The organism is Pseudomonas sp. fls2-241-TYG-175, from assembly GCF_030209155.1.
Lineage (GTDB): Bacteria > Pseudomonadota > Gammaproteobacteria > Pseudomonadales > Pseudomonadaceae > Aquipseudomonas > Aquipseudomonas viridiflava.
On record NZ_JARVSO010000014.1, the window covers coordinates 36760 to 58358 of the forward strand.

Consider the following 21599-nt stretch of genomic DNA (forward strand, 5'->3'; position numbering starts at 1 on the left):
TTGCCCGCGATGAACGACTACGAGGTACTCCTGATGCACCGTGTCGACTGCATCGTCGGCAAGCCGCCTCCCACAGTCTTGTGTCTGCTGCACGACAGCGCTGTGTCATGGACATAGCGATAACTCCCACAAGACCGTGGTACCTCAAAAAAGACCTTCAGAAATCCTTGCACAGGCGCAAGCCGTCGTAGATCGCTGCGTGGGTGTTGCGCTGTGCCACGCAGTCGCCGATCCGGAACAGCAGGTAACCGTCGCCCGGCTCACTCAGCGAAGGCTGCGGCTGAATGGCAAACAAGGCATCGATATCGATCTGGCCCTTGTTGCGCGACCCTTCCTTGAGCGCGTAGTAAATCGCCTCGTCCGGACGCACGCCGTTCTCCACCACCACCTGATCGACCACCCGTTCTTCCTTGGCCCCGGTGTATTCGTTCTCCAGCACAGCGACCAGCTTCTCCCCCTCGCGGTAGACCTTTTCCAGCATCATGTCGCCGGTCATGATCACTTCCTTGGGATACATGCTGCGGTAGTAGGTCGGGAACGACGTACCGCCAATCGCTACGCCCGGTTTGATGTCGTCGGTGACGATCTCGACCTGACAGCCCTTGTCGGCCAGAAAGTCGGCCACGGACATGCCGGTGAATTCGCAGATGGTGTCGTAGACCAGCACGTTCTTGCCCGGCGCAACCTTGCCGTCCAGCACGTCCCAACTGCTGACCACCAACCCTTCGGCCGCGCCCCAGTGCTCGTTCTGCTCCAGAAACGGATGACCGCCCACCGCCAGCACCACGATGTCGGGACGCAGGTCGAGGATGGTGGCTGCATCGGCGGCAGTGCCCAGACGCAGATCGACTTTCAGACGCGCCAGTTCCAGCTGGAACCAGCGGGTGATACCGGCAATCTGGTCACGCTGCGGCGCCTTCGACGCCGTGGTGATCTGTCCGCCAATGAATTCCTTTTTCTCGAACAGCGTCACGTCGTGTCCACGTTCGGCAGACACCCGCGCCGCTTCCATTCCGGCAGGCCCGGCACCGACGATCACCACCTTGCGTTTCGGCCCGGTGGATTTTTCGATGATGTGCGGCACGCCCATGTATTCACGCGACGTGGCTGCGTTCTGGATACACAGCACATCCAGCCCCTGATACTGGCGGTCGATGCAGTAGTTGGCGCCAACGCACTGTTTGATCTGGTCGATCTGGCCCATCTTGATCTTGGCGATCAGGTGCGGATCGGCAATGTGCGCCCGGGTCATGCCGACCATGTCGACATAGCCGCCTTCCAGAATGCGCGTGGCCTGGTTCGGGTCCTTGATGTTCTGCGCATGCAGTACAGGCGCCTTGACCACTTCCTTGATACCGGCCGCCAGGTGCAGAAACGGCTCCGGTGGATAACTCATGTTGGGGATCACGTTGGCCAGGGTGTTGTGGGTGTCACAACCCGAGCCCACCACACCGATGAAATCGATCATGCCGGTGTCGTCGTAGTACTTGGCGATCTGTTTCATGTCCTCATGGCTCAGGCCATCAGGGTGAAACTCGTCGCCGCAGATGCGCAGGCCCACGCAGAAGTCGGGACCGACTTCCTTGCGCACCGCCTTGATCACTTCCAGACCGAAGCGCATGCGGTTTTCGAAGCTGCCGCCCCACTCGTCCGTACGCTTGTTCACGCGCGGACTCCAGAACTGATCGATCATGTGCTGGTGCACAGCCGACAGCTCCACGCCGTCCAGGCCACCGGCCTTGGCACGGGCTGCGGCGCTGGCGTAGTTACCGATCACGCGCCAGATTTCCTCGGGCTCGATGGTCTTGCAGGTGGCGCGGTGCACCGGCTCGCGGATGCCCGACGGCGAGAGCAGGGTCGGCCAGTGATCGCCATCCCAGCGAGAGCGGCGTCCCATGTGGGTAATCTGGATCATGATCTTGGCGCCGTGCTTGTGCATGGCGTCGGCCAGATTCTGGAAGTGTGGAATGATCCGGTCAGTGGCCAGGTTGACCGATTTCCACCAGCTCTGCGGGCTGTCGATCGCAACACTCGACGAACCGCCGCAGATGGCCAGACCGATACCGCCCTTGGCTTTCTCTTCGTAATACTTCACGTAACGGTCGGTGGTCATGCCGCCATCGGTGGCATAGACCTCGGCATGCGCCGTGCTGAGCACGCGGTTGCGGATGGTGAGCTTGCCGATCTGGATCGGCTGGAACATCGCTTCGAAAGCCATAACGCGATCCTCGATTTACAGCGGCTTGACGACAAAGAGTCCGTCGTCATGACCTTCTTCCGAACCACCGTAGACCTGCTCGGCCACTGTACGGATCGAGCTGCCGCTGGCGGCCAGAATCTGATCCATGGCACCTGCGAACCAGCCGGTGAACATGTAGTCGACCTTGCGACCGACCTTGCCGTAGACGTACACGAAGCAGGAGTGTTCGAGCTTGACGCTGGCCGTGCCCTTTTCGAGGTCGATGTCCTGAATCTTGAACAGGCCCCAACCGCGCTGCGACAGGCGCTTCATGTAATGTTCGAACACGGCGACGCCCTCGATGCCGTGGCATTCGGCTTCTTTCTCACACCAGTGCCAGGCGGATTTGTAGCCTGCCTTGTAGAGAATTTCGGCGTAGGCATCGGCGCCCAGCACTTCCTCGATGCCCATGTGGTTGTTGACGAAAAAGTGGCGAGGCACGTAGAGCATCGGCAGTGCATCGGAGGTCCAGACACCGGTTTCGCTGTCGACTTCGATGGGCAGTTGCGGGGCGATTTTGGCCATGGGGAACAAACTCCAGATGATTCGGGTTACACCCACCGCAACCAGGGCCGTGGGCGTGTATAGGTTCAGGTGTAACAGGCGGCTTATTCGCCCCAGACGTCGGCCAGAACGTTGACCCAGTTCTCGCCCATGATCTTGCGCACCACGCGCTCTGGATGGCCGCGCTTGAGCAGGGTTTCGGTCAGGTTGGGAAACTCGCCCACGGTACGGATGCCCAGCGGGTTGATGATCTTGCCGAAGTTGGTCAGGCGGCGGGCGTAGCCCTTGTCGTGGGTCAGGTACTCGAAGAAGTCCTGGCCGTGACCCTGGGTGAAATCGGTGCCGATGCCGATGGCGTCTTCGCCGACGATGTTCATCACGTACTCGATGGCTTCAGCGTAGTCGTCGATGGTCGACTCGATGCCTTTGGCCAGAAACGGCGCGAACATGGTCACGCCCACGAAGCCGCCATGGTCGGCAATGAACTTCAGTTCGGCGTCGGACTTGTTGCGCGGGTGTTCCTTAAGGCCGGACGGCAGGCAGTGGGAGTAGCAGACAGGTTTTTTCGATTCGAGAATGACTTCTTCGGAGGTCTTGGAGCCGACGTGGGACAGGTCGCACATCACGCCGACACGGTTCATCTCGGCGACGATCTCGCGGCCGAAGCCCGACAGCCCGCCATCACGCTCGTAGCAGCCGGTGCCGACCAGATTCTGGGTGTTGTAGCACATCTGCACGATGCCGACGCCGAGCTTCTTGAAGATCTCGACGTAGCCGATCTGGTCTTCATAGGCATGGGCGTTCTGGAAGCCGAAGAGGATGCCGGTCTTGCCCAGTTCCTTGGCCTTGCGGATGTCGGCGGTGGTGTGGACCGGCATCACCAGGTCGCTGTTTTCGCGCATCAGTTTCTGGCTGGTGCAAATACTGTTGATGGTGGCCTGAAAGCCTTCCCATACCGACACGGTGCAGTTGGCCATGGTCAGGCCGCCCTTGCGCATGTCTTCAAACAGTTCACGGTTCCACTTGGCGATGATCAGCCCGTCAATAACGATGCTGTCGGCGTGCAGTTCGGCTGGGCTCATCAGGCTGTCCCCATTCAGGTTCTTGCGCACCGAATCGGCTGTCGGCGCTAATGGGATCAGCATATGCCGGAGGGTTGGCCGAGCCGGGTGCAAAAACGACAAGGGGCTTGCCGAAAGCGTCAAGAAACGACAAAGGGTGACAGCACTTCGTCACACCCTGTCGTAAACCTGTTCATTGTCACGCGGTTAGGACAGAATTCGTTACATCAATGGATCGGAGCGACTCAATGAGAACGATTTTCCTGACCCTGGCCTTGATGGCTACGGCCGTGACAGCCGCACACGCTGCTCAGAATCCGGACAGCACGCCGTGCGATGGCGTGGACAGCGATAATCAGACCCTGGAATGCTCGGCTTACAGCCGCCATACGGCTGAAGAACTGCTCAAGGAAAACTTCCAGAACCTGCTCCAGCGGGTCCAGTCGCAGTTCGTCGCCAACAAGACGCAATTCAACGACTTCACCAGCAAGCTCAAGACAGCTCAGTCCGCCTGGGAAAAGCTGCGCGATGCCGATTGCGCTGTCGAAGTGTTTCCGTCTGCTGCAGGCAGCAAGGCCTTCACCATCAGCGAGAACGACTGCGTGGCTCGCATGAGTGACGAGCGGTCGGAGTATCTGGAGTCGATTGCACAGGAATAACGCCAGCGATGAGATAACCTGTTTCTTTTATGAATCACTTCATCAGGTTTTCTCATGATTATTTGCGGTGTAGAAATCAAAGGCAGTGAAGCCATCTTTGCTCTGGCCACGCGTCAGCAAGGCGGCATCGCACACCTGCCACTGGCGACCAAAAAGATTGCGCTGGAAGATGACGACGAGTCTGCCAACGTCAAAGCCTTCGCCACTCAGATCGCCAGCTTCGTGCGCGAGAATGGCATCAGCCATGTCGCGATCAAGAAGCGCAGCAAGAAAGGCGAATTCGCCGGCGGACCGACCACGTTCAAGATCGAGACGGTATTCCAGTTGCTGGCCGACTGCGACGTGACGCTCGTTTCCCCGCAAACCATCAACGCCCAGAACAAGAAACACGCCTTCGCCCTGCCCGATACGCTGAACAAGTATCAGCACGAGGCTTACAAGACAGCGTGCGCGGGGTTGATGAAGTCGGCTTAGGCAACCCGTGGATCTCACGCACACTGATCGTGCCCATGCTCCCCGCTCAGCGTTATACACAAGTCTGGAAGACGCTCAAACGGGGCCAAAACAAAAGTGTCTGACTGAGTACGTACCCGTGGGAGGCGGCTTGCCGGCGATGGCGTCAGTTCAGTCACTGATGGGTCGCTTCAGAAAAAGCATCGCCGGCAAGCCGCCTCCCACAGTCCGTGGTTGCAGCAAGACTTGGGTATAACGCTGAGCGCAAGCATGAGCATGATGGGTGTGCCTGAGATCACGCTGATCGTTCCTACGCTCTGCGTGGGAATGCCGCCCAGGACGCTCCGCGTCCGGCCGTGTGACGCGGCGCAGCAGATTTCGGACAGGCACAAAAAAACCCGCATCGCTGCGGGTTTTTTCAATGCTTGATCAACTCAGTTGATCTTGGCATCCAGTTCGCCACGGGCGTAGCGTTCGAACATGGCGTCCAGCGAGATCGGTTTGATCTTCGAGGCGTTGCCAGCGGTGCCGAAGGCTTCGTAGCGGGCGATGCAGACGTCACGCATGGCGACAACGGTCTTGGCCAGGTACTTGCGTGGGTCGAACTCGCTGCGGTTCTTGGCCATGAACTCGCGGATGGCACCGGTAGACGCCAGACGCAGGTCGGTGTCGATGTTGACCTTGCGCACGCCGTGCTTGATGCCTTCAACGATTTCTTCGACCGGCACACCGTACGTCTCTTTGATGTCGCCGCCGTATTCGTTGATGATCTTCAGCCATTCCTGAGGAACGGACGAAGAACCGTGCATCACCAGATGAGTGTTCGGAATGCGCTTGTGGATCTCTTTGATGCGCTCGATCGCCAGAATGTCGCCGGTAGGCGGCTTGGTGAACTTGTAAGCGCCATGGCTGGTGCCGATGGCGATGGCCAGGGCATCGACCTGAGTTTTCTTTACGAAGTCAGCAGCTTCTTCCGGGTCAGTCAGCATCTGACTGTGATCCAGAATACCTTCAGCGCCGACGCCGTCTTCTTCACCGGCCATACCGGTTTCCAGCGAGCCCAGAACGCCCAGCTCGCCTTCCACGGACACGCCACAGGCGTGAGCGAAGGCCACCACGCGACGGGTCACGTCAACGTTGTATTCGTAATCGGCTGGGGACTTGCCGTCTTCCTTTAGCGAGCCGTCCATCATCACCGAGCTGAAGCCCAGCTGGATCGAGCGCTGGCAGATGTCAGGGCTGGTGCCGTGGTCCTGGTGCATGACCACCGGGATGTGCGGGAACTCTTCGATTGCCGCGAGGATCAGGTGACGCAGGAACGGGGCACCGGCGTATTTGCGGGCACCGGCCGAAGCCTGAACGATCACCGGGGAGTCGGTCTTGTCGGCCGCTTCCATAATGGCGCGCATTTGTTCCAGGTTGTTTACGTTGAAAGCTGGAACGCCGTAGCCGAACTCGGCTGCGTGGTCCAACATCTGGCGCATGCTGATAAGTGCCATTGTCTGTGTCTCTCCCGGTAGGGTCGTTAATCGTGCAAGCCTGCCGTAGTGGCGGCTGCTATTCAAGTTATACGCACGGGCCGCAAGCCCTGCGAATGGTGCATCGGCTACGACTTATCTGGCTTTGCAGCCGCGACCGATCAAATCATTGGTGGCGTCCCAATACACAAGGCCTTCGCTGCCCTTGTTGTCGAACGCCAGCACATTATTACTGTAAAGCGTGCCGCTGGAAGCACCGGGTTCAGCCTTTAGCCTGAAAACCTGATCGCTCTGATTCAGGCGCGCATCCACTTCTTTTTTAGCTGAATCGATATAGCGCCAATGAATCTCGGCACCGCTATCGCAGACCCAGTGAATCCACGGGTCATTCTGTTGGGGCTTGCTCATCATCGAGCAACCGCCCAGCACCGCCAATGTTCCGAGGGCAATCAAGCCTTTCATGACTTCTCCTGGCCTGCCCTGCGAAACCCGGCGTGTGCCTGCGGCTTCGTTGTATCAGGGGCAGTTCTGTTCCTGTTTACCGTCATCGGCCGGTTCACCCGTGGCGCGCGCCTCGACCCGCTGACTGTTCTCGGTTGTCGGCACATCCACCGAGGCCGGGCTGAATACTTTGCAGGCATGAGAACCTGAACCGGCACAACCGGCCAGTACCACGCAACTCACAAGTGCCAGGGCAGCGATCTTCATGGCAAAACTCCTTCTTCATAAAAAGATGTCCACCCACTAATGACCGCTGAAGCTTGCCGTGGTTGCCGCAAAAGCCTCAACCCGGCTTACGGACAGCCTGGCAACCCTGTTGCCTTGGGCATGAATTCATAACGATCCCATACCTCCTGGCCGCCGCGCTTGTAGATCACCGGCACTGTCTCGGCCTGCCAGCCCGCCTGATAACAACTCAAATGCAGCACATCGGTCCGGGAAGCGCTCTCGGCCTCTTCGGCTTCAGGCTTGCCTGCACAACCGCCCAGCAACCCTGCGATGAGGAACCACGGTAACGCCCTGACCATGTACGACTCCTTGTCCAAATGCCTGGATTCAGGCCTTGGCGCGTTGTTCAAGCACTTCAACCGCGGGCAGAACCTTGCCTTCCACGAACTCGAGGAACGCGCCGCCGCCTGTGGAAATATAGGAAATCTGTTCGGCTACACCGTACTTGTCGATGGCTGCCAATGTGTCGCCGCCGCCCGCGATGGAGAACGCAGAGCTTTCGGCAATCGCCTTGGCCAGCGTTTTGGTGCCCTCGCCGAACTGATCGAATTCAAACACACCGACCGGACCGTTCCACAGAATAGTCTTCGAAGATTTCAACAAGTCGGCGAAGTGCGCAGCAGTCTGCGGGCCGATGTCCAGAATCATGTCGTCATCGGCCACATCGGCAATCAGCTTGACGGTAGCGGTAGCGCTTTCGGCGAATTCCTTGGCGACCACAACGTCGGTCGGCAATGGAACGCTGACCTTGGCGGCGATTTCGCGTGCGGTGTCCAGCAGGTCCGGCTCGTAGAGGGACTTACCGACCTTGTGACCGGCTGCTGCCAGGAAGGTGTTGGCAATGCCGCCGCCGACGATCAGCTGGTTGCAGATAGCGCTCAGGCTGTTAAGCACGTCCAGCTTGGTGGAGACCTTGGAACCGGCGACAATGGCCGCCATCGGCTGGGCCGGAGCACCGAGCGCCTTGCCCAATGCATCCAGCTCGGCAGCCAGCAGCGGACCTGCCGCAGCGACCTTGGCGAACTTGGCCACGCCATGGGTCGAGCCTTCAGCGCGGTGTGCGGTACCGAAGGCGTCCATCACGAACACGTCGCACAGCGCGGCGTACTTCTGCGCCAGCTCATCGGCGTTCTTCTTCTCGCCCTTGTTGAAGCGCACGTTCTCGAACAGCACGATGTCGCCTGGCTTGACGTCAACGCCGTCCAGGTAATCGGCAACCAGCGGAACGTCGCGGCCCAGTGCCTTGCTCAGGTAGTCGGCAACCGGCTTGAGGCTGTTCTCGGCAGAGAACTCGCCTTCTGTCGGACGGCCCAGGTGCGAGCAGACCATCACGGCCGCCCCCTTTTCCAGCGCCAGCTTGATGGTCGGCAGCGAAGCAAGGATACGTGCATCGCTGCTGACGACGCCGTCCTTCACAGGGACGTTGAGGTCTTCACGAATCAGTACACGTTTACCTTGCAGATCGAGGTCGGTCATCTTCAACACGGTCATGAGGCGTTCCTGTTTTTTACTGTTGTTGGTCAGCGACGCGCAGAAAGTGCTCTGCAACGTCGAGCATTCGATTGGCAAAGCCCCACTCGTTATCGAACCACGCCAGCAGATTCACCAGCCTGGGTCCGGAAACGCGGGTCTGACTCGCATCGACAATCGCCGAATGCGGATCATGATTGAAATCGCAGCTGGCGTGCGGCAACTCAGTGTAGGCCAGCAAACCCTTCAACGGGCCGCTGGTAGCGGCCTCGCGCAGGATTCGGTTGATGTCCTGTGCGTCGGTGTCACGAGCCGTCTGCAACGTGATGTCCAGACAGGACACATTGACGGTCGGTACGCGAACAGCTTTGGCCTGAATTCGGCCGGCAAGTTCCGGAAGCAGCCTTTCGATTCCGCGGGCAAGGCCTGTGGAGACCGGGATGATCGACTGAAACGCCGAGCGCGTGCGGCGCAGATCTTCGTGGTGGTAGGCGTCGATCACCGGCTGGTCGTTCATGGCCGAGTGGATCGTGGTGATGGTGACGTACTCAAGCCCGACAGCCTGATCCAGCAGGCGAAGAAGAGGCACGCTGCAGTTGGTGGTGCAGGACGCCGCCGACACCAACAGTTCATGGCCGGTCAGCTTCTGCTGGTTGATGCCGAACACCACCGTGGCATCGACATCGGCCTCGCTGGCCATCGGCTGCGAGAACAGCACGCGTGGCGCGCCAGCGTCCAGAAAACGCTGGCCGTCTTCACGGGTGTTGTAGACACCGGAGCATTCGAGCACCAGATCGACGTCCAGCGAAGCCCAGTCAATCTCTTCTGGCGTCGAACTGCGCAGCACCTTGATCCTGTGATCGTTGATGTGCAGGTATTGCCCTTCGACCCGGACCTGACCGGGAAACCGGCCGTGGGTGGAATCGAAGCGCGTCAGGTATTCGAGACTAGCCATGTCGGCCAGATCGTTTATTGCAACCACTTCGAACCCGGCTTTCGTCCCTCGCTCACACAGCGCACGCACGACGCAACGACCAATGCGGCCGTAGCCGTTCAGAGCAACTTTATAAGGGCGGGGCTGGGGCATGGGGTTCTCATGGATTTAAGCTGACCCCGAAGGGGCGCGCTTGCTTAAGCCGCGGCTGCCCGGACAACAGGGAAGACTGTCCGGGCAATCCGTTTGCGGGCAAACAAACGCGTCCCTGCGAGGGGGACGCGTCGTGCTTAGCCTTCGAGCAGCTCTTCCGCAGTGCTCAGGACGTTTTCCAGCGTGAAGCCAAACTCTTCGAACAGCGCAGGCGCAGGCGCCGACTCGCCGAAGGTGGTCATACCGATCACGCGGCCTTCCAGACCGACGTACTTGTACCAGTAGTCGGCATGCGCCGCTTCGATGGCGATGCGCGCGCTGACCTGCAGGGGCAGAACGTCCTGCTTGTACATCGCATCCTGAGCTTCGAACACGCTGGTGCATGGCATGGACACCACACGAACCTTGCGGCCCTGCTCGATCAGTTTGTCGTAAGCCTGAACGGCCAGACCGATTTCCGAGCCAGTGGCGATCAGGATCAGCTCAGGCTCGCCGACGCAGTCGCGCAGCACGTAGCCACCGCGAGCGATGTTAGTCAACTGGGCTTCGTCACGCGCTTGGTGAGGCAGGTTCTGACGCGAGAAGATCAACGCCGAAGGACCGTCGTTACGCTCGATGGCGTATTTCCAAGCCACGGCGGATTCCACCGCATCGGCTGGACGCCAGGTGTCCAGGTTCGGCGTGGTGCGCAGGCTGGTCAATTGTTCGATCGGCTGGTGAGTCGGGCCGTCTTCGCCCAGACCGATGGAGTCGTGGGTGAATACGTAGATCACGCGCTTCTTCATCAGCGAAGCCATGCGCACTGCGTTACGGGCGTATTCCATGAAGATCAGGAAGGTTGCGCCGTACGGCACGAAACCGCCGTGCAGAGCGATGCCGTTCATCATCGCGCCCATGCCGAACTCACGTACACCGTAGTGCAGGTAGTTGCCGTTAGGGTCTTCGCCGGTGATGCTCTTGCAGCCTTTCCAGATGGTCAGGTTGGAACCGGCCAGGTCAGCCGAACCGCCGAGGATCTCAGGCAGCAACGGGCCCAGTGCGCTCAGGGCGTTCTGGCTGGCTTTACGGCTGGCGATGGTTTCGCCCTTGGCGTTGACTTCAGCCACGTAGGCTGCCGATTTCTCGGCGAAGTCGGCTGGCAGCTCGCCGCTCATGCGACGGATGAAATCGTTGGCCAGTTCAGGATGAGCAGCGGAGTAGGCCGCGAAACGCTGATCCCACTCGGCTTCGGCAGCCAGGCCTTTTTCCTTCGCGTTCCACTCGGCATAGATGTCAGCCGGGATTTCGAAAGGACCGTAGTTCCACTTCAGAGCAGCACGGGTCAGGGCGATTTCATCAGCGCCCAGCGGAGCACCGTGGGACTCTTCCTTGCCCTGCTTGTTCGGCGAACCGAAACCAATGGTGGTCTTGCAGCAGATCAGGGTCGGCTGATCGCTCTTGCGAGCGGTGTCGATGGCGGTCTTGATCTCGTCGGCGTCATGGCCGTCGACATTGCGGATGACCTGCCAGCCGTACGACTCGAAACGCTTCGGGGTGTCGTCGGTGAACCAGCCTTCGACTTCGCCGTCGATGGAGATACCGTTGTCGTCGTAGAAAGCGATCAGCTTGCCCAGTTGCAGCGTGCCGGCCAGCGAGGCGACTTCGTGAGAGATGCCTTCCATCATGCAGCCGTCACCCATGAACACGTAGGTGTGGTGATCGACGATGGAATGGCCCGGACGGTTGAACTGCGCCGCCAGTGTTTTCTCGGCAGCGGCGAAACCGACCGCGTTGGCAAAGCCCTGACCCAGCGGTCCGGTGGTGGTTTCAACGCCCGGTGTGTAACCGTACTCGGGGTGACCCGGCGTGCGGCTGTGCAACTGGCGGAAATTCTTCAGGTCGTCGATGGACAGGTCATAACCGGTCAGGTGCAGCAACGAATAGACCAGCATCGAGCCGTGACCGTTGGACATGATGAAACGGTCACGGTCAGCGAACGCAGGGTTGGCCGGGTTGTGCTTCAGATAATCGCGCCAAAGAACCTCGGCGATATCCGCCATGCCCATGGGGGCACCCGGATGGCCGCTGTTGGCTTTTTGCACGGCATCCATGCTGAGGGCACGAATAGCGTTGGCACGCTCACGACGGCTTGGCATCGCTGATCTCCTGACAGTAAAGGATTGGGATCTGAAAAAGGCGGCCATTTTCCCTCAGGGACCGGCCGGGGGCAATCACAGATAGTGGACCTTAGGCTTTTTTCCTGTGTTGTGGACATTAATTAGCCTGTTACTACTGGATAACGACAGCTTGCGACAAGTTCAGCAGGATCGACAGGCGCCACCCATCAAGCAATATCAAAACTTTTTGATATTGGCCTTGCGAGCTCATGAATCGATCACTAGACTGCGGACCCTATGAACCTGCGTGTGCCTGCAATCCGCCATGATGCATGCGACGACCTCTCTGCATTGTGCAAGGCCGGCGGCGATCCGTTGCGACTGAACGTTCTGCGTGCGCTGACCAACGACTCGTTTGGCGTGCTGGAACTGGCGCAGATTTTCGCTATAGGTCAGTCGGGCATGAGTCACCACTTGAAGGTGTTGGCGCAGGCTGACCTGGTGGCGACCCGGCGTGAGGGCAATGCGATTTTTTACCGCCGCGCCCTGCCCCACACCCACTTGCCCGGCGGCAGATTGCACGCCGCCCTGCTCGATGAAGTGGACACACTGGCATTGCCGGATGAGGTTCAAGGGCGTATTGGTCTGGTGCATCGGCAGCGGGCGCTCGCCAGTCAGGACTTCTTTGCCCGGACCGCGGAAAAGTTTCGCGCCCAGCAGGACCTGATCGCAGGCCTTGCCCAGTACAGTGAAAGCCTGCTGACGCTGCTCGACAAACTCAGCTTCGGCAGCGAGGCAACGGCACTGGAAGTAGGCCCCGGCGACGGCGGCTTTCTCCCGGAGCTGGCAAGACGTTTCAGGCACGTGATCGCGATGGACAACAGCCCGGCAATGCTGGAACTGGCCCGCGACCTGTGTCAGCGCAAGGCGCTGTTTAATGTCGAGCTGAAGCTGGCCGATGCACTGACAGACAGTAAAGTACGCGCCGACTGCGTCGTACTGAATATGGTGCTCCATCATTTCGCCGCACCGGCCGAAGCGCTGGCGCAACTGGCCGAATGCGTACAACCCGGCGGTAGCTTGCTGGTAACAGAATTGTGTAGTCATGACCAGAGCTGGGCCAGGGAGGCCTGTGGCGATCTCTGGTTAGGTTTCGAGCAGGAAGACCTGGCCCGTTGGGCCATCGCTGCGGGGCTAGTTCCCGGGGAAAGCCTCTATGTAGGCTTACGTAATGGTTTCCAGATCCAGGTTCGCCATTTTCAGCGACCGGCTGGCGACACTCACCATCGGTAAAATGAAGGAAACCCGTAGAGATGAGCGAATACTCACTTTTCACCTCCGAGTCCGTGTCCGAAGGGCATCCGGACAAGATCGCCGACCAGATTTCCGACGCGGTTCTGGACGCCATCATCGCTGAAGACAAATACGCCCGTGTGGCTTGCGAAACACTGGTCAAGACCGGTGTGGCGATCATCGCTGGCGAAGTGTCGACTTCGGCCTGGGTCGATCTGGAAGACATCGTGCGTAACGTCATCCTCGACATCGGCTACAACAGCTCCGACGTCGGCTTCGACGGCGCGACCTGCGGCGTGATGAACATCATCGGCAAGCAGTCGGTGGACATCGCCCAGGGCGTTGACCGCAGCAAGCCTGAAGATCAGGGCGCTGGCGACCAGGGCCTGATGTTCGGTTACGCCAGCAACGAAACCGACGTACTGATGCCTGCTCCGATCACCTTCTCGCACCAACTGGTCGAGCGTCAGGCTCAGGCCCGCAAGTCCGGCCTGCTGCCGTGGCTGCGCCCGGATGCGAAATCCCAGGTCACCTGCCGCTACGAAAACGGCAAGGTCGTGGGCGTCGACGCTATCGTTCTGTCGACCCAGCACAACCCGGACGTTTCCTACAAAGACCTGCGCGAAGGCGTGATGGAGCTGATCGTCAAGCACGTCATCCCTGCGCACCTGCTGCACAAGGACACTCAGTTCCACATCAACCCGACCGGCAATTTCATCATCGGTGGCCCGGTGGGCGACTGTGGCCTGACCGGCCGCAAGATCATCGTCGACACCTACGGCGGCATGGCCCGTCACGGCGGCGGCGCGTTCTCCGGCAAGGATCCATCGAAGGTTGACCGTTCGGCTGCCTACGCCGGCCGTTACGTGGCCAAGAACATCGTCGCTGCGGGCCTCGCCGAGCGTTGCGAGATTCAGGTGTCCTACGCCATCGGCGTTGCACAACCGACTTCGATCTCGCTGAACACCTTCGGCACCGGCAAGCTGTCCGACGACAAGATCATCAGCCTGGTTCGCGAGCACTTCGACCTGCGTCCTTACGCGATCACCACCATGCTGGATCTGCTGCACCCGATGTACAAGGCCACTGCGGCCTACGGCCACTTCGGTCGTACCCCGGTCGAAATGACCGTTGGCGATGACACCTTCACCGCCTTCACCTGGGAAAAAACCGACCGCGCCGACGCCCTGCGCGCCGCTGCCGGTCTGTAATTCTCCTGCGGTCATCAAAAGCCCCCGGCGACGTGAGTCTCCGGGGGCTTTTGTTTGGGACTCCCGCCCCACCCAAAGGAACAGCGAACCCCGAATAACGCGCAAAATCACCGCCCTGTATGATAGGCGCAACGATCGCAAGGCCGGTGACGTTATACGCTGCTGGTGTCAGCACCAACGCGGGACGAAAATCGCGCTGCTGTTCTCGGCCAGCGGTTGGATTGAGGCTGATGCGGACGATATCTGCGCGATTGAATCCGTGCTGCTTCACGCTTCACGCCCTATGGGTTGCATGGCGTTCCAACCAGCCAACTCCTCTGGCTCGGACGCATTCAAATCACATTGGGCCATAAGGTCGGCCAATTGGTAATGCAGTCTGGCCTTGGCAGGCTTGAGCGTCATCACTTCGCTGGAAACATCCAGCACCAGCACATCACCGATGACCAGGCTCATCTGCTTGAGCACATTGGCTGGCAATCTGATTGCTGCGCTATTGCCCCACTGCTGAATTTTGACTTCCATACAACACCCCGCCAAATAGTAGATACATTGCAGAAGCGTCACCCCCCTTACGCAAACAGTTATTTACACCAAACCCGCCGGTCATCATCGACGCTTTTGTAACAGCGAGCGAAGTTATCGGCTGGATACGAATGCCATCACCTTCAGTGCGCCAGGGTCGAAAAACCCGGTAACCATGCCGACAAGCCTCATATCCAGACGACAGCTAGCCTTCTCCAGCCAATCCCAAGCAAGGATGCTTCGATGCTGTCTGTTACCCGCCTGATGGGCTGCGCCCTTCTGATCGCCCTTTCCCCCTTCACGACTGCCAGCCAGTGTCCGAACTGGACTGCGCCCCAGGCACAAACCGAGATCCTCTCACTTCAACAACAGATCGCCGAATGGGACGACAGTTACCACCGTCTGGGCGTCTCGCGAATTCCCGACGAGCTTTACGATCAGTCGCGGCAGAAGCTGAAGACATGGCGTACGTGTTTTGCCGTTCCGGCGTCGGACGAAAATCCACTGAAGACCGCAGGCGGCTCGGTGGTGCATCCCATTGCACACACGGGCGTGAACAAGCTGGCCGACGACAAGGCGGTCAAGGCCTGGCTCAAGGGCCGGACCGGTCTGTGGATTCAACCCAAGGTCGATGGCGTGGCCGTTACGCTGGTCTATTCCAGGGGCAGCCTGGCGAAGGCCATCAGTCGTGGCGACGGGGTCAATGGCCAGGATTGGACGGCTCAGGCGCAGTTGATCAAGGCCATTCCTCAGCAATTGCCGTGGCCGGATGACGTTGTGCTGCAAGGCGAGTTGTACAAACGGCTGTCCGAACATGTGCAAGCGTCGGCAGGCAGCGTGAATGCACGCAGCAAGGTGGCCGGACTGCTGGCACGCAAAACGTTGAGCCTCGCGCAGGCAGAAACCATCGGGCTGTTCGTCTGGGACTGGCCTGATGGCCCGGCCACCATGAGCGAGCGTCTGGCAGGCTTGAACGCCATGGGTTTTGCCGACAGCACCCGCTACACGCTTGCGCTGGAGAGTTATGCGCAGGCCGCGCAGTGGCGCGAGCATTGGTATCGGACGCCGATGCCGTTCGCCACGGACGGCGTGATCATGCGTCAGGGCGAACGCCCTTCCTCCGAGCGCTGGCAAGCGAAAGCGCCTTACTGGATCGCCGCCTGGAAGCACCCTTATGCGCAAGCGCTGGCCGAGGTGCGCAAGGTCAGCTTCACGATTGGTCGCAGCGGCAGGATCACCCCGATCCTTGAGCTGACACCGATACGTCTGGACGACCGGACCGTCAGTCGAATCAGTACAGGCTCGCTGCAACGCTGGCAGACGCTGGATATCCGCCCCGGCGATCAGGTGGCGATCAGTCTGGCCGGGCTGACCATTCCACGGCTCGACGGTGTGATTACGCGCAGTGTCGAGCGGGCAGAGGTGAATGTTCCGCAGGCCAGTGACTTTCATGAACTCAGTTGCTGGCAACCGACGTCGGGCTGCGAAAGCCAGTTTCGGGCGCGGCTGACTTGGCTCAGCGGCAAGAAGGGGCTGGCCTTGAGTGGCGTGGGGCCGGGCACTTGGGACAGGCTCATCGAAAGCGGGAAAATCAACGGCCTGGTCGATTGGATGACACTCGATCAGGCTGAGCTTGTTAACATTCCCGGTCTTGCCGAGCGCAGCAGCGCTAAACTGTTCGCCAGCCTGCAAACCGCCCGCCAAAAGCCGTTCCAGACATGGCTCAAGGCTATCGGTATGCCGCCCGCAGGAAGCGCTCGACTGGATGCCGATTGGGATCAGCTGGCCTCACGCAGTACTGAACAATGGCAGGCAGAACCGGGCGTCGGTCCGGGACGGGCGGCAAAGCTCGTTGCATTCTTCAACGATCCGCAAGTACAGGCATTGAGCCAGCAATTGCGTGTTTCAGGTATTTCAGGTTTCTAGAGTCCGGGTTTCACTTTTTATGCCCGGGCGTTGTTGCTTTCAAAAGGAGTTCATATGAAGTTTTTATCAACACTGGTTCTTTTCACCAGCTGCACGTTACTGGCTGCACCTCTGTTCGCCGCTGAACAGGCACCGCCTTCCGAGTGCCTGCTCAAGAGTCAGGAAATCAGCAGCAAGATTCAGGAAGCCAAGAGCGAAGGCAACAAGGCTCAACAGGCAGGTCTGGAAACAGCACTCGCCGAGGTCAATGCAAACTGCACCGAGGCGTCGCAAGTCAAACAGCGCGAACAAAAGGTCCTGGACGCCAAACGTGAAGTCAGCCGTCGCCAGTCCGACCTGACCAAGGCGATGGAAAAGGGCGATCCGGAGAAGATCAACAAGCGCAAGGACAAGCTCGCCGAGTCGCGCAAGGAATTGCAGGATGCGCAGGCAGAGCTTGAGAAAGTACAGCCGGACGAATGAGCGGCCGTTGGCAACTGCTTACCCACGCGTAATCCACTGAGGCTTGCCGGCGATGAACGATGACGCGGTTTCCTGGCAAACCGCGTCGACTGCATCGCCGGCAAGCCGCCTCTTATCAAACAACCTGTAACTTACTGAAGAAACGCGATTTTTTGTAGGAGCGGACTTGTCCGCGAATACTGTATTTCAGGCGATGAATATTCGTCGGATGTACTGGCCTTTTCGCGGACAAGTCCGCTCCCACTGAGTTTGCTGCGCGACAGCGCTACGTCGAAGACGTGGTGGGGCCTCCCACGGTCAAATGTTTGCTGCGCGATAGTGCTACGTCAAAGACGTGATGGCGCTTCCCACAGTTTTAAGCGACTGCCACAGCCGATCACGCCGCAGCAGGGAATGCCGATACGCCGAACAGGGCAACGATCAGGCCCATCCCGACCAGCCAGATGATGGAGCGCATCGCTGCCAGATCGGCCAGATAAAAGATGATGTAGAGCAGGCGGCTGGTGATGAACAGCACCGCAAGCACGTCGATGGTGACCAACTGCGCGTTGCCCGCGACATGCGCAATGATCACCGCCGCTGCGAACGCAGGGGTCACTTCATAGCTGTTCAGTTGCGCGGCATGTGCGCGCTTCGGAAATCCTTCCAGCTTGTCGAGAAAAGCGCGAGGGTCATGATTGTTGCCGGGCTTGAATTTGCCGCTGCCGACCTTGGCGATGCCTGCGCAGGCGATCGGCAAAAGGATCGCTACCAGCACACACCAGAAAGCTACTGTCATACATCCATCCTTATTATGTCGGCTTCATCTAGAAGCATGCCAGGCACGAACAGCCTTAAAGCTCAGAGCCGGACGCGGCCCAAAGGTTCTTCCGGCTTACACCAGTTTAGGAAAAATCAGGCTGAACGTGGTGAACCGCCCAGGCTCGCTCTCGGCTTTCACCTGGCCTTCATGCAGGCTCATGATCGACCGGACGATGGCCAGCCCCAGGCCTGTACCGCCCTGCTGTCGGGCGCGACTGACGTGAACCCGGTAAAACCGGTCGAACAGGCGTGGCAGGTGCTCGGCATCAATGCCTTCCCCGGCATTGCGCACCGCCAGCGTAATGTCTTCGACGTGTGTGACGATCCTTATCGTGATGGCGGTGCCACTCGCCCCATGACGAATCGCATTGGATAGCAGGTTGGAGATCGCCCGCTGAATCATCAGCCGGTCGCCCATGGCCTTACCGTTGCCTTCGATCTGCAAGGTGATGTCACGGTCTTCAGCCGATGCCGAAAACAGTTCGGCCACTTTTTCCGATTCCTCGCGCAGATCGATGGGCTCCAGCGCCAGCGGCGCCGAGGGCTGGCTGACGCTGGCGAGAAACAGCATCTGGGCGATCATGCGCGACATGCGCTCCAGCTCTTCGGTACAGGACTCGAGCGCCTGTCTGTACTCTTCCGGCGGACGGGGCCGCGACAACGTCACCTGCGCCTTGCCCATCAGGTTGTTCATGGGTGAACGCATCTCGTGCGCCAGATCGTCCGAGAACTGCGACAGTTGCTGAACGTCGCCGTCCAGCCGGTGCAGCATGAAGTTCACGGCGTGAGCCAGATCGCGCAGTTCGTCCGGCAAACCGGTCACTTTCATGCGGTGCGACAGGTCGCGGGCCGAAATCAGCGCGGTCACTTTCCTGAACGCCCCCAGCGGCTTGAGACCGCGGCGCACAACCCACCAGGCACCCAGCCCGACCAGTAACAGAATCACCGGCAGGATCATGAAGGTGGACATCATGTAGGCATGCAGCAGTGAGGTGTCGTTTTTGCGGTCCAGCGTCAGCATGACCAGAATGTTTTCATCCGTCTTGAGACGAATGTTCTTGTAGCCCACCAGCAGCTTGTGACCTTCGCTGGCCTCCAGCGCGTGAAAGCCCTGATCCTGCCCACCGGCTGCGGGCGGCGGCAAATTGCGGCCTTCTTCATTGCCGATATTCATCAGTGGCTGGCGCGGCATGCTCGAGTCGAAGATGCTCAGGGCAAAGCTGTCATGACCGACAATCTGATCGCGCAGCGTATGCGGATACTGGACGATGTCTCCAACCGACAGAAAGCCTTCGCTGAGCCCATGCTCGATCTGGGTGAATTTCTCCCTCAGGCTGTCTTCTGCACGCAGGTCGAGTTGATGGGAAATGGCCGCGTAGGCGAACAGCTCCATGATCACCACCAGAAACGCACTCAATGCGGTGACCGTCAGGCCCAGCCGCGTCGAGAGGCGCGTGGGTTTCATTCGCGTACTTCCAGCACATAGCCCACACCACGCAAGGTGTGGATCAGCTTGGTTTCGAACGGGTCGTCGATCTTGGCCCGCAGGCGACGGATCGAAACCTCGACCACGTTGGTGTCGCAATCGAAGTTCATGTCCCAGACCAGCGAAATGATCTGGGTGCGCGACATGACCTCTCCGGTGTGGCGCATCAGCAGATGCAGCAAGGCGAATTCCTTGGTGGTCAGGTCGATACGCTGTTTGCCACGAAAGGCCCGGTGACGGCCCTGATCCAGCTCCAGATCTCCGACCTGCAGGACCTGCGGCGTACTGGGCTGTTCGCAGCGACGCATCAGGGTGCGGACTCTGGCCAGCAATTCGGGAAACTCGAACGGCTTGACCAGATAGTCGTCGGCGCCCATTTCGAGGCCCTTGACCTTCTCTTCCAGACGCCCCCTCGCAGTGACCATCATGATCCGGGTATTGACGGTTTTCCTGAGCCGGGCCAGGACCTCCCAGCCATCCATTTCAGGCAGGTTTACATCCAGAATGACGATGTCATAAGCCTGATGCTGCGCGAGATAAAGCCCGTCGAGTCCGGTGGCGGCGATATCGACAACATAGCCACTTTCGGTCAGACCCTGATGCATGTATTCGGCAGTTTTCGGCTCGTCCTCTACTACAAGGATTCGCATGGCTATATGTCCTGTCTGATGTCGGTTGATCCGCAGTGTACGGGCAAACAGCCAGCCTCCACAGCACATAACGGAATTGTAATTTTGCAGCAATCCCTCTGATACCTCCGGTTACATAAAGTCCTCCCCATTCAGGTTCAACAGCCCTTTTGGCGCGGTTGTTCTTTCCACTGACGGGGGTGTTGTATGCAACTGGAGAGCCACGATCGTGCTCGGGTTTAGGCTGGCGTCCGGGTGGACGCACATCAGAACGGGTGCGCTGTGCGTGCTGTTGTTTCCATTGATGACTCCGGTGGCGATCGCTCAGGGGTTGAGCCTGCCACAGGCCATCGAAGCGGCGTTTGCCGAGAACCCTGACCTTGCGGCCGCCCGCTGGGAAATAGGGGTGGCTGAAGGTGAACGCCAGCAGGCAGGGTTGATGCCCAACCCGGTAGCGTCCTGGGAGGCGGAGGACACACGCAGCGAGACCCGAACCACCACCGTGATGCTCAGCCAGGCGCTGGAACTGGGTGGCAAGCGCGGGGCGCGAATCGAGGCCGCCAGCCGTGGCCAGGACGCCGCCCGGATCGAGCTTGAGCGGCGCGGCAACGAGTTGCGTGCCGAGGTGGTTCAGGCGTTCTACGCCGCCGCCCGTGCGCAGGCCGGTCTGGATCTGGCGCGGCAATCCCGCTCACTGGCCGAGCGTGGCCTGCAAGTGGCCGAAGGCCGTGTGCAGGCGGGCAAGACCTCACCGGTCGAGGCGACACGGGCTCAGGTGCAACTGGCCGAAACCGACCTGCTGGTACGGCGCGCCGAGACCCTGAAAATCAACAGCTACCGCGAGCTGGCTAGAGCGACAGGCTCCCCGACCGCCTCGTTCGACCGACTGGACTACACCGATCTCTCACCCGGCAAGGTGCCGCCTTCAGCCAGACTACTGACCGCACTCAACGAAACGGCCGAATTGCGCCTCGCCCAGGCCCAGATCGACCAGCGTGAAGCCGCGCTCGGTTCGGAACGGGCCAAGCGGGTTCCGGACCTGACCGTCAGTGTCGGCAGCCAGTACAGCCGTGAAGATCGCGAGCGCATCAACGTGGTCGGTCTGTCGATGCCGATTCCCTTGTTCGATCGCAATCAGGGCAACGTCCTTTCTGCTGCCAGACGCTCGGATCAGGCACGCGACCTGCGCAATGCCGTGGAGCTGAAACTGCGCACCCAGATCCAGTCGGCGCTTGATCAATGGGCCACCGCCTCGCGCGAAGTGGAGTCGTTCAACCGGGTCATCCTGCCTGCAGCGCAGCGCGCGGTCGATACGGCAACGCGTGGCTTCGAGATGGGCAAGTTCGGTTTCCTCGAAGTGCTGGATGCCCAGCGCACCCTGATTTCCGCCCGCAGCCAGTACCTGGAATCGCTGGCAACGGCCACCGACGCCAGCGTCAGCGTCGAACGCATCTATGGCGACCTCGACCGGTTCAGCCTCAAACCCTGACTTC

General features: G+C 59.7%; 22 protein-coding genes. 7 read left to right on the plus strand and 15 right to left on the minus strand.

All coding sequences use genetic code 11. The annotated features are described in order from the left end of the window. Positions 1-157 precede the first annotated feature (157 nt). From dgcA to QRN20_RS11735, 3 genes are all read right to left on the minus strand, one after another. Positions 158-2218 carry a dimethylglycine demethylation protein DgcA gene (dgcA, locus tag QRN20_RS11725; RefSeq protein WP_122411704.1) on the minus strand — a complete coding sequence of 687 codons (2061 nt, stop codon included), beginning with the start codon at positions 2216-2218 and terminating at the stop codon, positions 158-160. Between the two features lie 15 nt (positions 2219-2233). Beyond that, on the minus strand, positions 2234-2764 hold the full coding sequence (locus QRN20_RS11730; RefSeq protein ID WP_004880220.1) for a DUF5943 domain-containing protein: 531 nt from the start codon (positions 2762-2764) through the stop codon (positions 2234-2236). A gap of 83 nt (positions 2765-2847) precedes the next feature. Continuing rightward, a complete protein-coding gene (locus QRN20_RS11735; RefSeq protein ID WP_004880223.1) occupies positions 2848-3825 on the minus strand; it encodes a dipeptidase in 978 nt (325 codons plus the stop codon). 227 nt (positions 3826-4052) lie between these two features. Between QRN20_RS11735 and QRN20_RS11740 the strand changes: the two genes are divergently transcribed. Together QRN20_RS11740 and QRN20_RS11745 are read left to right on the plus strand one after the other, a co-directional pair. Beyond that, entirely contained in the window at positions 4053-4463 is a 411-nt protein-coding gene (locus QRN20_RS11740; protein WP_122413392.1) for a lysozyme inhibitor LprI family protein, read from the plus strand. A gap of 54 nt (positions 4464-4517) precedes the next feature. Further along, on the plus strand, positions 4518-4937 hold the full coding sequence (locus QRN20_RS11745; RefSeq protein ID WP_004880226.1) for a DUF3010 family protein: 420 nt from the start codon (positions 4518-4520) through the stop codon (positions 4935-4937). A 413-nt stretch (positions 4938-5350) separates the two neighbouring features. Here QRN20_RS11745 and fba read toward each other — a convergent pair whose 3' ends face one another. The 7 genes from fba to tkt all read right to left on the minus strand — a co-directional run bounded on the left by fba (position 5351) and on the right by tkt (position 11815). Next, positions 5351-6415: a class II fructose-bisphosphate aldolase gene (gene fba / locus QRN20_RS11750; protein WP_004880227.1), complete on the minus strand. Its 1065-nt coding sequence runs from the start codon at positions 6413-6415 to the stop codon at positions 5351-5353. A 114-nt stretch (positions 6416-6529) separates the two neighbouring features. Beyond that, entirely contained in the window at positions 6530-6856 is a 327-nt protein-coding gene (locus tag QRN20_RS11755) for an MliC family protein (protein WP_057408838.1), read from the minus strand. A gap of 54 nt (positions 6857-6910) precedes the next feature. Next, positions 6911-7102, minus strand: a complete 192-nt coding sequence (locus QRN20_RS11760; RefSeq protein ID WP_004880231.1) for a hypothetical protein — start codon at positions 7100-7102, stop codon at positions 6911-6913. Positions 7103-7188: 86 nt separating this feature from the next. After that, positions 7189-7422 carry a hypothetical protein gene (locus QRN20_RS11765; protein ID WP_004880233.1) on the minus strand — a complete coding sequence of 78 codons (234 nt, stop codon included), beginning with the start codon at positions 7420-7422 and terminating at the stop codon, positions 7189-7191. A 28-nt stretch (positions 7423-7450) separates the two neighbouring features. Next, a complete protein-coding gene (locus QRN20_RS11770; protein ID WP_004880234.1) occupies positions 7451-8614 on the minus strand; it encodes a phosphoglycerate kinase in 1164 nt (387 codons plus the stop codon). Positions 8615-8630: 16 nt separating this feature from the next. Beyond that, positions 8631-9680, minus strand: coding sequence for an erythrose-4-phosphate dehydrogenase (gene epd, locus QRN20_RS11775; RefSeq protein ID WP_004880237.1), 1050 nt, complete (start codon positions 9678-9680; stop codon positions 8631-8633). Between the two features lie 137 nt (positions 9681-9817). Beyond that, a complete protein-coding gene (tkt, locus tag QRN20_RS11780; RefSeq protein WP_122413394.1) occupies positions 9818-11815 on the minus strand; it encodes a transketolase in 1998 nt (665 codons plus the stop codon). Between the two features lie 258 nt (positions 11816-12073). On the opposite strand from tkt, the gene QRN20_RS11785 reads away from it, so the two are divergent. Further along, a complete protein-coding gene (locus tag QRN20_RS11785) occupies positions 12074-13069 on the plus strand; it encodes an ArsR/SmtB family transcription factor (protein WP_122413395.1) in 996 nt (331 codons plus the stop codon). Between the two features lie 20 nt (positions 13070-13089). Beyond that, on the plus strand, positions 13090-14280 hold the full coding sequence (metK, locus tag QRN20_RS11790) for a methionine adenosyltransferase (protein ID WP_004880242.1): 1191 nt from the start codon (positions 13090-13092) through the stop codon (positions 14278-14280). Here the strand turns inward: metK and QRN20_RS11795 are convergent. Beyond that, positions 14225-14551, minus strand: a complete 327-nt coding sequence (locus QRN20_RS11795) for a type II toxin-antitoxin system PemK/MazF family toxin (protein ID WP_096766782.1) — start codon at positions 14549-14551, stop codon at positions 14225-14227. The genes metK and QRN20_RS11795 overlap by 56 nt on opposite strands. After that, positions 14548-14802 carry an AbrB/MazE/SpoVT family DNA-binding domain-containing protein gene (locus QRN20_RS11800; protein WP_004880245.1) on the minus strand — a complete coding sequence of 85 codons (255 nt, stop codon included), beginning with the start codon at positions 14800-14802 and terminating at the stop codon, positions 14548-14550. Before QRN20_RS11800 ends, QRN20_RS11795 begins: the two co-directional genes overlap by 4 nt. A 243-nt stretch (positions 14803-15045) precedes the next feature. Here QRN20_RS11800 and ligB point away from each other — a divergent pair, with 243 nt between their 5' ends. Both ligB and QRN20_RS11810 read left to right on the plus strand, forming a co-directional pair. Next, positions 15046-16728: an NAD-dependent DNA ligase LigB gene (ligB, locus tag QRN20_RS11805; protein WP_122413396.1), complete on the plus strand. Its 1683-nt coding sequence runs from the start codon at positions 15046-15048 to the stop codon at positions 16726-16728. A 54-nt stretch (positions 16729-16782) separates the two neighbouring features. Continuing rightward, positions 16783-17190: a DUF1090 domain-containing protein gene (locus tag QRN20_RS11810; RefSeq protein WP_025995654.1), complete on the plus strand. Its 408-nt coding sequence runs from the start codon at positions 16783-16785 to the stop codon at positions 17188-17190. A 376-nt stretch (positions 17191-17566) separates the two neighbouring features. On the opposite strand, the gene QRN20_RS11815 is transcribed toward QRN20_RS11810, so the two are convergent. The 3 genes from QRN20_RS11815 to QRN20_RS11825 all read right to left on the minus strand — a co-directional run bounded on the left by QRN20_RS11815 (position 17567) and on the right by QRN20_RS11825 (position 20127). Further along, positions 17567-17968 (minus strand): MAPEG family protein, encoded by a 402-nt coding sequence (locus tag QRN20_RS11815; protein WP_004880251.1) that lies wholly within the window; start codon positions 17966-17968, stop codon positions 17567-17569. 96 nt (positions 17969-18064) lie between these two features. Beyond that, positions 18065-19456, minus strand: a complete 1392-nt coding sequence (locus QRN20_RS11820; RefSeq protein ID WP_122413397.1) for a heavy metal sensor histidine kinase — start codon at positions 19454-19456, stop codon at positions 18065-18067. Beyond that, complete coding sequence (locus QRN20_RS11825; RefSeq protein WP_004880256.1) at positions 19453-20127, minus strand: heavy metal response regulator transcription factor; 675 nt, start codon at positions 20125-20127, stop codon at positions 19453-19455. Before QRN20_RS11825 ends, QRN20_RS11820 begins: the two co-directional genes overlap by 4 nt. A gap of 244 nt (positions 20128-20371) precedes the next feature. Between QRN20_RS11825 and QRN20_RS11830 the strand changes: the two genes are divergently transcribed. Then, positions 20372-21595 carry a TolC family protein gene (locus tag QRN20_RS11830; RefSeq protein ID WP_122413435.1) on the plus strand — a complete coding sequence of 408 codons (1224 nt, stop codon included), beginning with the start codon at positions 20372-20374 and terminating at the stop codon, positions 21593-21595. Positions 21596-21599 lie beyond the last annotated feature (4 nt).

Excerpts from the sequence above, each read along its gene's own strand:
- QRN20_RS11820 (WP_122413397.1), bottom strand. The coding sequence starts at position 19,456 with ATGAAACCCACGCGCCTCTCGACGCGGCTGGGCCTGACGGTCACCGCA.
- QRN20_RS11740 (WP_122413392.1), top strand. The coding sequence starts at position 4,053 with ATGAGAACGATTTTCCTGACCCTGGCCTTGATGGCTACGGCCGTGACA.
- QRN20_RS11735 (WP_004880223.1), bottom strand. The coding sequence starts at position 3,825 with ATGAGCCCAGCCGAACTGCACGCCGACAGCATCGTTATTGACGGGCTG.
- QRN20_RS11815 (WP_004880251.1), bottom strand. The coding sequence starts at position 17,968 with ATGACAGTAGCTTTCTGGTGTGTGCTGGTAGCGATCCTTTTGCCGATC.
- QRN20_RS11785 (WP_122413395.1), top strand. The coding sequence starts at position 12,074 with ATGAACCTGCGTGTGCCTGCAATCCGCCATGATGCATGCGACGACCTC.
- fba (WP_004880227.1), bottom strand. The coding sequence starts at position 6,415 with ATGGCACTTATCAGCATGCGCCAGATGTTGGACCACGCAGCCGAGTTC.
- QRN20_RS11730 (WP_004880220.1), bottom strand. The coding sequence starts at position 2,764 with ATGGCCAAAATCGCCCCGCAACTGCCCATCGAAGTCGACAGCGAAACC.
- dgcA (WP_122411704.1), bottom strand. The coding sequence starts at position 2,218 with ATGGCTTTCGAAGCGATGTTCCAGCCGATCCAGATCGGCAAGCTCACC.
- QRN20_RS11765 (WP_004880233.1), bottom strand. The coding sequence starts at position 7,422 with ATGGTCAGGGCGTTACCGTGGTTCCTCATCGCAGGGTTGCTGGGCGGT.
- ligB (WP_122413396.1), top strand. The coding sequence starts at position 15,046 with ATGCTGTCTGTTACCCGCCTGATGGGCTGCGCCCTTCTGATCGCCCTT.
- QRN20_RS11800 (WP_004880245.1), bottom strand. The coding sequence starts at position 14,802 with ATGGAAGTCAAAATTCAGCAGTGGGGCAATAGCGCAGCAATCAGATTG.
- QRN20_RS11770 (WP_004880234.1), bottom strand. The coding sequence starts at position 8,614 with ATGACCGTGTTGAAGATGACCGACCTCGATCTGCAAGGTAAACGTGTA.
- QRN20_RS11810 (WP_025995654.1), top strand. The coding sequence starts at position 16,783 with ATGAAGTTTTTATCAACACTGGTTCTTTTCACCAGCTGCACGTTACTG.
- QRN20_RS11755 (WP_057408838.1), bottom strand. The coding sequence starts at position 6,856 with ATGAAAGGCTTGATTGCCCTCGGAACATTGGCGGTGCTGGGCGGTTGC.
- tkt (WP_122413394.1), bottom strand. The coding sequence starts at position 11,815 with ATGCCAAGCCGTCGTGAGCGTGCCAACGCTATTCGTGCCCTCAGCATG.
- QRN20_RS11825 (WP_004880256.1), bottom strand. The coding sequence starts at position 20,127 with ATGCGAATCCTTGTAGTAGAGGACGAGCCGAAAACTGCCGAATACATG.
- QRN20_RS11760 (WP_004880231.1), bottom strand. The coding sequence starts at position 7,102 with ATGAAGATCGCTGCCCTGGCACTTGTGAGTTGCGTGGTACTGGCCGGT.
- QRN20_RS11745 (WP_004880226.1), top strand. The coding sequence starts at position 4,518 with ATGATTATTTGCGGTGTAGAAATCAAAGGCAGTGAAGCCATCTTTGCT.
- epd (WP_004880237.1), bottom strand. The coding sequence starts at position 9,680 with ATGCCCCAGCCCCGCCCTTATAAAGTTGCTCTGAACGGCTACGGCCGC.
- metK (WP_004880242.1), top strand. The coding sequence starts at position 13,090 with ATGAGCGAATACTCACTTTTCACCTCCGAGTCCGTGTCCGAAGGGCAT.